Here is a 13,058-nt window from a genome sequence, read left to right on the forward strand (position 1 = left end):
CGGGGCCGCAACTTTTACGGATCATCATTCCGGAGACCGCCCCCGACCCCCTGCCGATCGTCAGGTGCCGCACATGTCCATCGCAGGGTGTGACCGAATCGCCGGTCCGCCTACCGTCCGTGAGCATGACCTTCGACGACGAGCTGTACCGCGACATCACCGGCTTCGCCCACGACTCCCCGGCGTGGGTCCAGCACACGGCGGAGGTGTGGACGGAGGCGGGCATCCTGGTGTTCGGCGCGCTGTTCGTCGTCGCCTGGTGGCGGTCGCGCCGGGACAGTCACCACGCGTTCGCGATCGCGGCCCTCGCACCCCTGGCCACGGTGGTGGCGTACGTGTGCAGTGAGCTGCTCAAGTCCGGCTTCACGCAGGACCGTCCGTGCCGGGCGGTCGCCGCGGCGGCGCCGTCCCTGGCCGGATGCCCACCGCCCGGTGACTGGTCCTTCCCCAGCAACCACGCGACGATAGCGGGTGCCTCGGCCGTCGCCCTGGCCCTGGTCCGGCGGGCGGTCGTCTGGCTGACGGCTCCGCTCGCCCTGCTGATGGCCTTCTCCCGGGTCTTCGTCGGCGTGCACTACCCGCACGACGTCGCCGCCGGGCTGCTGCTCGGCACCGTGGTCGCCGCCGCGGCCGTACGTCTGGGCAGGCGTCCGGCGACGCGGCTGGCCGAGGCGATGCGCGCGTCGTCGGCGCCCGCGGTGCGGTGGCTGACCGGGCCGGGCCCGGCCGCCGCCCCCGCCACCGCGTACGCCGCCTCGCACCGGCGGCGCTGAGCACGCCTCAGGCGTCCGGGTCGACCAGTCCCGCCTCGTACGCGACGATCGCGGCCCGAACCCGGTTGCGTACCTCCAGCCGGTCCAGGACCGCGCTCACGTACGCCTTCACCGTGCCCTCGACGAGGTGCAGCCGGGCGGCGATCTCGGGGTTGGACAGTCCGGCGCCGACGAGGCCGAGCACCTCGCGTTCGCGGGGGCTGAGCCGCGCCACGCGCGCCCGTGCGTGTTCCTCGCGGGCGAGCCGGCCGCCGCCTCCGCCCCTGCCGAGGTCCTCGACGACGTACCGGGCGACCTTCGGGGACAGGAAGGCGGCGCCCTCGGCCACCGCCCGTACGCCCGCCATCAGTTCGTAGGGGTCCCCGGACTTGAGCAGGAAGCCGGTGGCACCGGCGGCCAGTGCGCGGGCGACGTAGGCCTGTTCGGAGAACGTGGTCAGCATCGCGACGGCGGTGCCGGGGGCGGTCCGTACGATCTCCTCGGCCGCCGTGAGGCCGTCCAGGCGGGGCATGCGGATGTCCAGCAGGGCGACGTCGGGGCGGTGGGCCAGGGTCAGTTCGACCGCCTCGCGGCCGTTGCCCGCCTCGGCGACGACCTCGCTCTCCCCGCCGCTCGCCAGGATGGCGCGCACACCGGCCCGCACCATCGCCTCGTCGTCGGCCAGCAGTACCCGGATCACCGTACGTACTCCTCGTATCGCTCGTAGGGCTCGTGTTCCTCGCCGGACGGTCCGGCGCGGGGGATGACGTCCTTGGCGGCCAGCCGTCCCGCTCCGTCGAAGCAGAGCCGGAAGTGGTCGACGGAGACGAGGAGTTCACCGCTCGACCGGTAGTAGCGGCAGTCGGCGCCCGCCGGGGGCGCGGGGGCGCGCTCGACGGGCGGGTCGCCGACCGTGCGGTCCGGCAGTACGTCGGCGACCTCGTCGTGCGGCGTGCCCGGGCGCAGTGCCGCGTACGCGGCGGGGCTGAGCACCGAGTGGGTCTCGGTGTACGCGTACCAGCCGAAGGCCGCGCCGACCAGGACGACGCCCGCGCCGGCGGCGGCGCCCAGGCCGAGGACGACGCGGCGGCGGGCGCGGGCGAAGGGCGCCGAGGGGGCGGGCCGGGAAGCGGGCACGAGGGCGGGGGTCTGCTGTGCGGGGACGTACGCCCGGACGCGGAAGCCGTCCCCGTGCGGGCCCGCGCCGAAGTCGCCGCCGACCGAGGCGACGGCGGCCCGCAGCCCGAGCAGGCCCGAACCGCCCGACGAAGGAGACGCCTCCTGGGCGGCCGGTCCGTTGGTGACGGTGACCGTCGTGCCGCGGGCGTGCCCGGTGACCGCCACGACGACGGGGGCGCCCGGCGCGTGCCGGGCGGCGTTGGTCAGCGCCTCGCGCGCCACCCGGTGCAGCAGGCGTTCGGTGATGCCGCCGGGTTCCGGGGCCGGGGCGGTGGCGTCGTCCCGCCGTTCCCAGCGGACGGTCAGGCCCGACTCCGCGGCCCGGGCGACGAGGTCCTCGATGCTCTCGCCCGCCGGGGTCAGCGGTGCGGGCTCGTCGTCGACGGACACGTCGCGCAGTACGCCGATGATGCGGTGCAGGTGGTCGGTGGCGTCGGCGGCGGCGGCGCGCAGGTCGGCCGCGGCGGCGCGGTGGCCGGCGGCGAGGCCCGGTGCGACCTGGAGGGCGGCGGCGCGCAGGGCGAGCAGGCTCAGCTCGTGACCGAGCCAGTCGTGCATGTCCTCGGCGATGCGGGCCCGTTCGCGGAGTCGGGCCCGTTCCTCGGCGTGCCGCTGTTCGTCCTCCAGCTTGGCGGCCCGGAGCCAGCCGGCCTCGGCGAGTGCCCGGCTCTGCCGCCAGTAGCGTCCGACGAGCCAGGGGAAGACGCAGCCGAAGAGCAGCGTGCCCGTCATGACCAGCCACTCGGGCGCCGGATCGACTCCGGCCAGCGCGATCCGCGCCGTGCCGACGGCGCCGACACCGGCGAAGCCGGCCACCGCGGGGCGCGGCCGCCGCGCGCGCAGGCCGAGCAGCAGGGCGAGGGTGCCGAGGGCGGGGCCGTAGGAGACGCTGAACAGGGCCGGGGCCGCGGCCAGGCTCAGGCCCGCCGTCAGCGCGAACGCGACGAGCGGCCACCGCCGGGAGAGCGCGACGGCCACGGCGAGCACGCCCAGGCCGGCGAGCTGCTGCCCCGGGGAGCGCGGCTCGTTCAGCCCGATCCGGTCCGCGGTGACCGCGGGGAGGGCGAGGGCGGCCCAGAGCAGAGCGCCTCTGCCGAGGGGGGCGAGGCGCGCCGAGGCGGCCGGTCGCGTACCTTCCATGGGGCCGACGCTACAAGCGGCGGGCAGGGCGGCGCCCCTGCCGATCGTCAGGGGTCGTGGCCGATACCGGGTGGCGGTGCGCCCGTGCGGCGGTCCTCCCGTGGCAGGATCGGAGGGTCATGACTGCGCCCACGAAGCCCCCGTACAACGGCCCCTCCGACCCCGCCGCGGCCCCGGCCTCCGCAGCCGTCTCCGGGACCCCCGCCTCCGCCGCCGTCTCCGGTGCGCCGGCCTCCGCCGCCGTCCCGGCCGGTGAGCGGACCGCCTCCGGTGTGCCGCTGCACGCCCCCGTCATCGACTGGTTCGACGAGCACGCCCGCGATCTGCCGTGGCGGCGCCCGGAAGCCGGCGCGTGGGGTGTGATGGTCAGTGAGTTCATGCTCCAGCAGACGCCGGTGAGCCGTGTCCTGCCCGTCTACGAGCAGTGGCTGGCCCGCTGGCCGCGCCCCGCCGACCTCGCCGCTCAGGCGCCCGGCGAGGCCGTCCGCGCCTGGGGCCGGCTCGGCTACCCGCGCCGCGCCCTGCGCCTGCACGGCGCCGCCGCGGCCATAACGGAACGGCACGGCGGCGACGTACCGGCGGATCACGCCCAACTGCTGGCGCTGCCCGGCATCGGCGAGTACACGGCCGCCGCGGTCGCCTCCTTCGCCTACGGCCAGCGGCACGCCGTACTGGACACCAACGTCCGCCGGGTGTTCGCCCGGGCGGTCACCGGTGCGCAGTACCCGCCGAACGCGACCACCGCCGCCGAGCGGAAGCTGGCGCGGGCGCTGCTGCCCGACGACGAGGCGCGCGCGGCACGCTGGGCGGCCGCCTCCATGGAGCTGGGCGCGCTCGTCTGCACGGCGAAGAACGAGTCGTGCCACCGCTGCCCGATCGCGGACCGGTGCGCCTGGCGGCTGGCGGGCAAGCCCGCGCACGACGGGCCGCCGCGGCGCGGCCAGACGTACGCGGGTACCGACCGGCAGGTGCGCGGCCGGCTGCTCGCGGTGTTGCGGGAGGCGCACGGTCCGGTGCCGCAGGCGGTCCTCGACCAGGTGTGGCACGAACCGGTCCAGCGCGCCCGGGCCCTGGACGGTCTCGTCGCCGACGGTCTGGCGGAGCCGCTGGCGGACGGGCTGTACCGGCTGCCGCTGACCTGACGTACAGCCGGAGCACAGCGGTGGCGGGTGCTTCCGTGACATTTCACATATCGGGCAAATTGTCGATTACCACCCCCAAGTGGGCTTTCGTTTTGGCCGGTTCCTCCTTCCGTTACACAACCGACGGACAGCCGAGGGTCTGCCGCAGGCTGCTTCGCACAGCGCCGTGACAACGCTTGCCTACCTTCGTTTCCGTGGCCCCCAGGCACAGGGGGCTACGGACCACAGGCAGTGGCCCGGCGGCGACCAGACCGCCGGAGTACGGGGATCGGAAGGCGGTTGACCATGGGCGAGGTGCTCGAGTTCGAGGAGTACGTCCGCACCCGGCAGGACGCGCTGCTGCGCAGCGCACGGCGCCTGGTCCCGGACCCCGTCGACGCCCAGGACCTGCTGCAGACCGCGCTGGCGCGGACGTACCGCCGGTGGTCCACCATCGAGGACAAGCGGCTCGCGGACGCCTACCTGCGCCGGGTGATGATCAACACGCGGACCGAGTGGTGGCGGGCCCGGAAGCTGGAGGAGGTGCCGACCGAGCAGCTTCCGGAGTCCTGCGTGGACGACTCCACCGAGCAGCACGCGGACCGCGCCCTGCTGATGGACGTCATGAAGGTGCTCGCCCCGAAGCAGCGCAGCGTCGTGGTGCTGCGACACTGGGAGCAGATGTCAACGGAGGAGACCGCCGCCGCCCTCGGCATGTCGGCGGGGACGGTCAAGAGCACGCTGCACCGGGCGCTCGCCCGGCTCCGCGAGGAGCTGGTCGCCCGCGATCTGGACGCACGGGCGCTGGAGCGTGAGGAGCGGGAGCGTTGCGCGGCCTGACCGTCGGTCGATCACCCGGCAAGGCCCGGAAGAGCGTGCAGGCGGCGAGTACGGCGGTGGCCGTGTTCGTCGCCCTCGGCGTTTCCCTCTCCGGCTGCGGCGCGGGCGGCACCGGCGCCCGTGACGAGGGGCCGGCCCACGCGGACGCGGTGGGCGGCGCCGCCTCCTCCTCGCCCGCGGCCTCTCCCTCCAAGGTCCCCGACCGGGTGGACCCGGTCCGGCTGGTCAAGGCCGACCCCAGGGTCTCCGCGGAGGTCAAGCGCGAGCTGAAGCCGTGCGTCGCCGACGAGTACCCCGTCGACGTGTCGTACGGGGAGCTGACCGGGGGGTCGGCCGATGACGTCGTCGTCAACGTGCTGACGTGCGGTGACGCGGTGGGTGTGGGCAGTTACGTGTACCGCGAGGAAGACGGCGCGTACCAGAATGTGTTCAAGGCCGAGGAGCCGCCGGTCTACGCGGAGATCGACCGCGGCGACCTGGTGGTGACCAAGCAGGTGTACGAGAAGGGCGATCCGGTGTCCAGTCCGTCCGGCGAGAACGTGATCACGTACCGCTGGGCCTCGGGCCGGTTCACCGAGGAGTTCCGCACCCACAACGACTACAGCAACGCCGCCGGGAACGTGCCGACCCCGGTCCCCGAACCGGAGAGCTGACACCCACGGCGAGTGAACCGACCGGGCCGCGTGAACCGACCGGGCCGCTCGGACCGATGGAGACATGAACACCCGGCCGGGACATGAGGACCGGCGGAGAAATGAACGCGGCGCACGCCCTGCGCGTCTACCGAGTGACCGCACACGAGGACTGAGAGCATCCGGATGGCAGACCAGACCCACGTTCTGTTCGTCGAGGACGACGACGTCATCCGCGAGGCCACGCAGCTCGCCCTGGAGCGGGACGGCTTCGCGGTCACCGCGATGCCCGACGGACTGTCGGGCTTGGAGGCGTTCCGCGCCGACCGCCCCGACATCGCGCTCCTCGACGTCATGGTCCCCGGCCTCGACGGCGTCAGTCTGTGCCGCCGGATCCGGGACGAGTCCACCGTGCCGGTGATCATGCTGTCGGCGCGGGCGGACTCCATCGACGTCGTCCTGGGGCTGGAGGCGGGCGCCGACGACTACGTCACCAAGCCGTTCGACGGGGCCGTGCTGGTCGCCCGGATCCGTGCGGTGCTGCGCCGCTTCGGGCACGCCGGCGGCGGCGACCGGGGGGACGCGGGGAGCGCCGCGGACACCGGGGGTGTGCTCGTCTTCGGCGAGCTGGAGGTCGACACCGAGGGCATGGAGGTGCGCCGCGCCGGGCGGCCGGTGGCGCTCACCCCGACCGAGATGCGGCTGCTGCTGGAGTTCTCCTCCGCGCCGGGCACGGTGCTCTCGCGCGACAAGCTCCTGGAGCGCGTGTGGGACTACGGCTGGGGTGGCGACACCCGCGTCGTCGACGTCCATGTGCACCGGCTGCGCACCAAGATCGGTCAGGACCGTATCGAGACGGTCCGCGGCTTCGGCTACAAGCTGAAGGCCTGAGCGGGGATACGGGGATACAGGGACATGCGGGGGTTTTTCCGACGCCTGACCGCCTCGTCACCGGGGCGCCCGGACAGCCGCACCGTGCCGGACAGCCGTACGGTGCCGGACAGCCGTACGGTGCCGGGCGTCCGCACCGTGCCGGGCATCCGCGCGGGACTGAGCATCCGTACCGGGCTGCGCTGGAAGCTCAGCGCGGCCATCGCGCTGGTCGGCGCTCTGGTGGCGGTCGCGCTGAGCCTGGTCGTGCACAACGCGGCCCGGGTGTCGATGCTGGACAACGCGCGTGACCTCGCGGACGACCGGGTCCTGATCGCCCAGCGCAACTACGAGCTGTCCGGCCGGCAGAACTTCCCGAACGCCAAGATCGACGATCCCGAGCTGCCCGCGGAGCTGCGCCGCAAGGCCGAGGCCGGGCGGCGGGCGACGTACGTCTCCGAGCGGGCCGACGGGGTGACGGACATCTGGGCCGCCGTGCCGCTCAAGGACGGGCACGTGATGTCCCTGCACTCCGGGTTCACCGACCGCAGCGCGGACATCCTCGACGACCTCGACCAGGCCCTGGTCATCGGATCCATCGCGGTCGTGCTCGGCGGCAGCGCGCTGGGCGTGCTCATCGGCGGCCAGTTGTCGCGCCGGCTGCGCAAGGCGGCCGCCGCCGCGCACCAGGTCGCCAACGGGGAGCCGGACGTGCGCGTGAGGGACGCCATCGGCGGGGTCGTGCGGGACGAGACCGACGACCTCGCGAGTGCCGTGGACGCGATGGCGGACGCCCTGCAGAAGCGGCTGGAGGCGGAGCGCCGGGTCACCGCGGACATCGCGCACGAGCTGCGCACCCCGGTGACCGGTCTGCTCACCGCCGCGGAGCTGCTGCCGCCGGGCCGGCCCACCGAGCTGGTGCTGGACCGGGCGAAGGCGATGCGCACGCTCGTCGAGGACGTCCTGGAGGTGGCCCGGCTGGACGGGGCCTCGGAGCGGGCCGAGCTGCAGGACATCATGCTGGGCCACTTCGTGTCCCGGCGGGTGGCGGCCAAGGACCCGGACGTGGAGGTGCGGGTGATCCACGAGTCGGAGGTCACCACCGACCCGCGGCGCCTGGAGCGCGTGCTGTTCAACCTGCTCGCCAACGCCGCCCGGCACGGCCGGCCCCCCGTCGAGGTCAGCGTCGAGGGCCGGGTGATCCGGGTCCGCGACCACGGGCCCGGCTTCCCCGAGAACCTCCTCGCCGAGGGGCCGAGCCGCTTCCGCACCGGCAGCACGGACCGGGCGGGGCGCGGACACGGGCTGGGCCTGACCATCGCGGCCGGCCAGGCCCGGGTACTGGGCGCACGGCTCACCTTCCGCAACGTCCGGCCCGCCGGGGCACCGGAGCACGTACCGGCCGAGGGCGCGGTCGCCGTGCTGTGGCTGCCGGAGCACGCGCCGACGAACACCGGGAGCTACCCGATGCTGCCGGACCGGACCCACAGCGGCCCCCCGGGCCGCCGGCCCTAGACCCGGCTCAGCCGCTCAGCAGGCGAAGTCCTGGTCCATGTCGAGGCCGCCCTCGCGGGGCTGGGTGAAGGAGAACCAGTTCCCGGAGTCGTCGCGGAAGAGGGCCTCCGTGCCGTACGGGCGCTCCTGCGGCTCTTGGAGGAACTCGACCCCACGGTCCTTGAGTTTCTTGTAGTCGCCGTGGATGTCGTCGGTGGTCAGCACGCCGGCACCGAGCGCGCCCTTCGCGACCAGCTTCTCGATCATCTCGGCGGACTCGGGGTCCATCGAGGGGCCGGACGGAATCATCAGCGTCAGTTCGACGTCGGGCTGGTTCGGAGAGCCGACGGTGAGCCAGCGCATGCCGCCCTCGCCCATGGTCATGTCGGTGCGGACCTCCAGGCCCAGCTTCTCGGTGTAGAACTGCTTGGCCCGGTCCTGGTCGAGGACCCAGACGGTCGAGATGGCGAGACCCTTGATCATGGCGTGCTCCTGTTTGTTCGCGCTGCTTCCGCGGCCGTTCCCGCTTGCTCTGCCACGGTAGGCAGCGGGGGTCTCAGTCCGCTTCTCCGGAATTGCGCCGCACCCCGCCCGCCCAGTGCATGACGTAACAGCCGGGTATGAGGGCGGTCCCCCGGCCCACGTGCTTCGTCCGGTACTCGCTCGGGGTCAGTCCGGTCCACGCCTTGAACCGGGTGGAGAAGGTGCCCAGGCTGCTGAAGCCGACCAGGTGGCAGATCTCGGTCACGGACAGGTTGGCGGTGCGCAGCAGGTCCTCGGCGCGCTCGATGCGGCGGCGGGTGAGGTACTGGCCGGGTGTCTCGCCGTACGCCTCCTTGAAGGCGCGCAGGAAGTGATACCGGGAGTACCCGGCGTGCGCGGCGACGGCGTCGAGGTCGAGCGCCGGGTCGGCCCAGTCGCGGTCCATGGCGTCCTTCGCCAGCCGCAACTGCCGCAACTTGTCCATACGCCGATGGTGGCACGGGGCACTGACAGCGGCCGGTGGAGGCGCGGGCGGCGCCAGAGGCCGCCCGTAGCCTTGGGCGCCATGGGGATACGGATCGACGCAGAGGTGAGTTACCCGATCAACGACGAGGTGGAGCGGGTGCTCGGGTTGGCCGAGGCCGTCGGCGAGCCGGTCACGGTCACGTTCGTGTGGGAGGGAGGCCGGCCCTCGGAGCACGCGGTGCTGGTGCCCGCGGCGACGCTGGCGCTCTGGGAGCACTGGTCTCCCGCCGCCTACCCGCCGCGGGTCGCCGCCGACCGGGCCGAGGCGGAGGACAAGGAGGAGCCGGAGCTGGCTCATCCGGTGAAGCACGGCGCCTTCACGCTCTTCCGCCGTCGTGTGGGAGGCCGTACGGCGGTCGCCCGCGACGGCGTGGTGGTCGCCGAGCTCATGGACCCGGGCGAGGCGCACTGGCTGGAGGAGCAGGCCCGCAGTGTCCGCCAGGGCTTCATGGACCCGAGGCAGAAGGCGGCGTTCGAGGAGTTCCTTGCCCGGCAGGCAGACCGGGGTGAGTAGTGGCAAGCGTGAGCAACTTGGGGGCAACTGTCATCGAGCCGCTCGGATGAGCGGTTCGATGACAGTTGGGGGTGATGTGCTCACGCTTTTTGGAGGGGGAGGGTGTGGGGGCTATCGCAGGCCGTCGACGAACGACTGCCAAGCACCGGCACCAACGGTGACGACCGGACCACCCGGGACCTTGCTGTCCCGCACGGGCACGGCCCCGGTGGGGCACTTCTCAGCGACCTCGACGCAGTCGCCGCCGTTGGGGCCGCTGTAGCTGGACCTACGCCACTGGGTCTCGCTCGGTGCGGTCTTCATAGCGTTCCAGCGCGGCGTCCACCCGCTCGGAGAAGTCCCGCGTCGGGACCTTCTTCGTGGTCTCGATCTGACCGACCAGTGAGCCGGCGCAGAAGATGATCTCGCCGAGCCCATCACGTAACAGGTCCGCAGGTGACGGACGTTGAGAGCCAGTACCACGCCGACTTCGCCATGGGCGCGCACTCGGCCCGCCATCCGCGCCGACGCCGCCGAGCTCGCGCTCACGGAGCTGGTCGCCAACGTCGTACGGCACGTGCCGGGCCGCCGCTGCCGCGTGTGCTTCCTGCTTCGCCCCGGCGGAGTACGGGTCGAGGTCGCCGACGGCTGCCCGGAGCTGCCGGTCCCGGCAGCCGCCGACACGCTGGACGACGGCGGGCGCGGACTCGTGATCGTCGCGGCCGTGACCGACCGGTGGGGGGTCGCACCGCATACCGAAGGGCGGGGCAAGACGGTGTGGTTCGAGTGCGGCAGCCGCGCGGCTCCGCCCGCGCCGCGTCCGTGAACCGACCGCCGGCCGGCCGCGTGCCACGGGGCGGCGAGGCGTACCTCCCGGGCGGCGACCGCCGGTACCGGCAGCACGTTCCCGGCCTCGCGCCTCTCGTGGCGGCGCCCCGGCTCCCGCTCGCTCCGGCGCCTTCGTACCCGCCGCCCGGGCCGTCGGGGCGGCGAAACCCGGTTGTGCCCGGGAGCGCGATCCGCTTGGGTCCGTGATCGTGACCGCCTTGAATGATCTCGTACGTCCCGACCGCTATCCGCGCTCCTCCCGCTACGACCCCGCCTGGCTGCTCGGCCTCGACATGGGACCGAACCCGCTGTGGCTGCTGGAGGACCTCGCCCGGGACCTCGATCTGCGGCCGGGGACGCGCATCCTCGACCTCGGCTCCGGCAAGGGCGCCACGTCCGTGTTCCTGGCCCGTGAGTACGGCGCCGAGGTCGTCGCGGCCGACTGGTGGGTCGCCCCCGAGGAGGCCGCGGCCGTCTTCGCCGGCGCGGGGGTCGGCGACCGGGTGACGGCCGTGCGGGCGGAGGCGCACGCCCTGCCGTTCGAGGAGGAAAGCTTCGACGCCGTCGTCAGCGTCGACGCGTTCGAGTACTTCGGTACGGCGGACGGTTACCTGCCGTACCTGGTCCGGTTCCTGCGTCCCGGTGGGCAGTTGGGCATGGCGACCCCCGCCCTGACGCGGGAGGTGCGCGAGCTGGGGGCCATCCCGCCCCACATCAAGGACGTGGTCGGCTGGGAGGCGATGGCCTGGCACACCGCCGAGTGGTGGCGCTTCCAGTGGGGGACCACCGAGCTGGTGGACGTCACCTCCGCGCGGCTGCAGCCGGACGCCTGGCGGGACTGGCTGCTGTGGGCCCGGGCGGGGGCCGAGTACCGGGCGGACGGCCGGAACGCGGACGACCGGGCCGTCATCGACATGCTCACCACCGACGGTGGGGAGTTCCTCTCCTTCGCCCTGGTCACCGCGCGCCGGAACTGACCGGACCGACGACAAAGGGCCTCCGGGTGGCCACAACCACCCGGAGGCCCTCGCGGCGGGCAGGCGTCACACCGCCTCGGTCACCGGTGCCTTCGCCGTGGCCGTGTCGTCGTCGCCGTCGGCCGGGGCGTCGGCCGCCTTCGGGCCCGCCCCCTTCAACGGCACCTCCTTCACGAAGACCGCCGCCACCAGCGCGACGACCGCCACCGCGGCGCCCAGCAGGAACGCGCCGTGCGTCCCGGAGGACACCGCGTCCTGGTACGCCACGCGCGCCGCCTCCGGCAGCTTGGCCAGGCTCGCCGCGTCCAACTGCGCCGACTGCTCGGTCACCTTGGAGCCCAGCGCGCCGGCCTTCTCCGCCATGACGTCCTGGACCCGGTGGTTGAACAGGGCGCCCATGATCGCGACGCCGAAGGAGGAACCGAGGGTGCGGAAGAGGGTGGTGGTGGAGGACGCGACGCCCATGTCCTTCATCTCCACGCTGTTCTGCGCCACCAGCATGGTGATCTGCATCAGGCAGCCCATGCCGAGACCGACGACGGCCATGTACACCCCGGAGGTGAACCGGCTGGTGTCCGTGTCCATCAGCGACAGGAGGTACAGCCCGACCGTCATCAGCGCGCCGCCCACCACCGGGAAGATCTTGTAGCGGCCGGTGTTGGTGGTGATCCGCCCCGCGACCATCGACGTGACGAGCATCGCGCCCAGCATCGGCAGGAGCAGCAGCCCGGAGTTGGTGGCGGACGCGCCCTGCACCGACTGCTGGTAGAGCGGCAGGAAGAGGGTGGCGCCGAACATCACGAAGCCGACGATGAAGCCGATGAGGGACATCAGCGTGAAGTTGCGGTTGCGGAAGATGTGCAGCGGCATGATCGGCTCGGTGGCCCTGGTCTGCCGGAACACGAACCCGACCAGCGCGGCGACGCCGATGCCGATCAGCTCCATGATCCGCGCGGAGGTCCAGGCGTACTCGGTGCCGCCCCAGGTGGTGACGAGCACGACGGCGGTGATGCCGACGGTCAGCAGCGCGGCGCCGAGATAGTCGATGCGCGCCTGGCTGCGCTTCTTCGGCAGGTGCAGTACGGCGCTGACGGCGACCAGCGCGACCGCGCCGAGCGGGAGGTTGATGTAGAAGGACCAGCGCCAGCCCCAGTGGTCGGTGATGGTGCCGCCGACCAGCGGTCCGCCGATCATCGCCAGCGCCATGACGCCGGCCATCATGCCCTGGTACTTGCCGCGCTCCCGGGGCGGAATCAGGTCGCCGATGATGGCCATGACGCCGACCATCAGACCGCCGGCGCCGAGCCCCTGGACGGCGCGGAAGCCGATGAGCTGGCCCATGTCCTGGGCCATGCCGCTGAGGGCCGAGCCGATCAGGAAGATCACGATCGACGTCATGAACGAGCCCTTGCGCCCGTACATGTCACCGAGCTTGCCCCACAGCGGGGTGGAGGCCGCGGTCGCGAGGGTGTAGGCGGTGACCACCCAGGAGAGGTGCTCCAGGCCGCCCAGCTCGCCCACGATCGTCGGCATCGCGGTACCGATGATCATGTTGTCGAGCATCGCGAGCATCATCGCGATCATGAGCGCGAGCAGGACCACCCGCACGCTTCTCGGCTGCTTGCCACCACCGGCCGGTGGCCCTTCCGGTGTGCCCGCCCGTTTCCCCGGTGTGTCCGCCATCGCTCCCACTCCCCCAGCTACCGCTGTTCCACTCGCCCACT

15 protein-coding genes and 1 pseudogene are annotated in these 13,058 nt (G+C 73.1%); 9 read left to right on the forward strand and 7 right to left on the reverse strand.

Annotated features, from left to right (window positions below; all coding sequences use genetic code 11):
• Window positions 1-125 precede the first annotated feature (125 nt).
• Window positions 126-773: a phosphatase PAP2 family protein gene (locus B1H29_RS16370; RefSeq protein ID WP_055418586.1), complete on the forward strand. Its 648-nt coding sequence runs from the start codon at window positions 126-128 to the stop codon at window positions 771-773.
• 7 nt (window positions 774-780) lie between these two features.
• Here the strand turns inward: B1H29_RS16370 and B1H29_RS16375 are convergent, their stop codons facing one another.
• Window positions 781-1,452, reverse strand: coding sequence for a response regulator transcription factor (locus B1H29_RS16375; protein WP_055418587.1), 672 nt, complete (start codon window positions 1,450-1,452; stop codon window positions 781-783).
• Window positions 1,449-3,071, reverse strand: a complete 1,623-nt coding sequence (locus B1H29_RS16380) for a sensor histidine kinase (RefSeq protein ID WP_055418588.1) — start codon at window positions 3,069-3,071, stop codon at window positions 1,449-1,451. The genes B1H29_RS16375 and B1H29_RS16380 overlap by 4 nt, the downstream gene beginning before the upstream one ends.
• Before the next feature lie 119 nt (window positions 3,072-3,190).
• Here B1H29_RS16380 and B1H29_RS16385 point away from each other — a divergent pair, with 119 nt between their 5' ends.
• The 5 genes from B1H29_RS16385 (at window position 3,191) to cseC (ending at window position 8,049) form a co-directional block, all read left to right on the forward strand.
• Complete coding sequence (locus tag B1H29_RS16385; RefSeq protein WP_055418589.1) at window positions 3,191-4,213, forward strand: A/G-specific adenine glycosylase; 1,023 nt, start codon at window positions 3,191-3,193, stop codon at window positions 4,211-4,213.
• A gap of 279 nt (window positions 4,214-4,492) precedes the next feature.
• Window positions 4,493-5,032: a SigE family RNA polymerase sigma factor gene (locus B1H29_RS16390; protein ID WP_100048447.1), complete on the forward strand. Its 540-nt coding sequence runs from the start codon at window positions 4,493-4,495 to the stop codon at window positions 5,030-5,032.
• Window positions 5,020-5,685, forward strand: a complete 666-nt coding sequence (locus B1H29_RS16395) for a hypothetical protein (RefSeq protein ID WP_055418590.1) — start codon at window positions 5,020-5,022, stop codon at window positions 5,683-5,685. The genes B1H29_RS16390 and B1H29_RS16395 overlap by 13 nt, the downstream gene beginning before the upstream one ends.
• Before the next feature lie 165 nt (window positions 5,686-5,850).
• Window positions 5,851-6,555, forward strand: coding sequence for a two-component system response regulator CseB (gene cseB, locus B1H29_RS16400; RefSeq protein ID WP_055418591.1), 705 nt, complete (start codon window positions 5,851-5,853; stop codon window positions 6,553-6,555).
• A gap of 24 nt (window positions 6,556-6,579) precedes the next feature.
• A complete protein-coding gene (cseC, locus tag B1H29_RS16405) occupies window positions 6,580-8,049 on the forward strand; it encodes a two-component system sensor histidine kinase CseC (protein WP_055418592.1) in 1,470 nt (489 codons plus the stop codon).
• Window positions 8,050-8,064: 15 nt separating this feature from the next.
• Here cseC and B1H29_RS16410 read toward each other — a convergent pair whose 3' ends face one another.
• Window positions 8,065-8,511: a VOC family protein gene (locus tag B1H29_RS16410; protein ID WP_055418593.1), complete on the reverse strand. Its 447-nt coding sequence runs from the start codon at window positions 8,509-8,511 to the stop codon at window positions 8,065-8,067.
• Window positions 8,512-8,584: 73 nt separating this feature from the next.
• Complete coding sequence (locus tag B1H29_RS16415) at window positions 8,585-8,995, reverse strand: helix-turn-helix transcriptional regulator (protein WP_055418594.1); 411 nt, start codon at window positions 8,993-8,995, stop codon at window positions 8,585-8,587.
• Window positions 8,996-9,076: 81 nt separating this feature from the next.
• On the opposite strand from B1H29_RS16415, the gene B1H29_RS16420 reads away from it, so the two are divergent.
• A complete protein-coding gene (locus B1H29_RS16420; protein ID WP_055418990.1) occupies window positions 9,077-9,550 on the forward strand; it encodes a hypothetical protein in 474 nt (157 codons plus the stop codon).
• A gap of 111 nt (window positions 9,551-9,661) precedes the next feature.
• Here the strand turns inward: B1H29_RS16420 and B1H29_RS16425 are convergent, their stop codons facing one another.
• Both B1H29_RS16425 and B1H29_RS39355 read right to left on the reverse strand, forming a co-directional pair.
• A complete protein-coding gene (locus B1H29_RS16425) occupies window positions 9,662-9,853 on the reverse strand; it encodes a DUF397 domain-containing protein (RefSeq protein ID WP_055418595.1) in 192 nt (63 codons plus the stop codon).
• A 7-nt stretch (window positions 9,854-9,860) separates the two neighbouring features.
• Window positions 9,861-9,968, reverse strand: a pseudogene (locus tag B1H29_RS39355) (XRE family transcriptional regulator); the annotation flags it as partial.
• 27 nt (window positions 9,969-9,995) lie between these two features.
• Here B1H29_RS39355 and B1H29_RS16430 point away from each other — a divergent pair.
• Window positions 9,996-10,355: an ATP-binding protein gene (locus B1H29_RS16430; protein WP_167392537.1), complete on the forward strand. Its 360-nt coding sequence runs from the start codon at window positions 9,996-9,998 to the stop codon at window positions 10,353-10,355.
• Window positions 10,356-10,566: 211 nt separating this feature from the next.
• A complete protein-coding gene (locus B1H29_RS16435) occupies window positions 10,567-11,334 on the forward strand; it encodes an SAM-dependent methyltransferase (protein ID WP_055418991.1) in 768 nt (255 codons plus the stop codon).
• 66 nt (window positions 11,335-11,400) lie between these two features.
• On the opposite strand, the gene B1H29_RS16440 is transcribed toward B1H29_RS16435, so the two are convergent.
• Window positions 11,401-13,017 carry an MDR family MFS transporter gene (locus B1H29_RS16440; RefSeq protein ID WP_055418596.1) on the reverse strand — a complete coding sequence of 539 codons (1,617 nt, stop codon included), beginning with the start codon at window positions 13,015-13,017 and terminating at the stop codon, window positions 11,401-11,403.
• Window positions 13,018-13,058: the final 41 nt, after the last annotated feature.

The organism is Streptomyces pactum, from assembly GCF_002005225.1.
GTDB lineage: Bacteria > Actinomycetota > Actinomycetes > Streptomycetales > Streptomycetaceae > Streptomyces > Streptomyces pactum_A.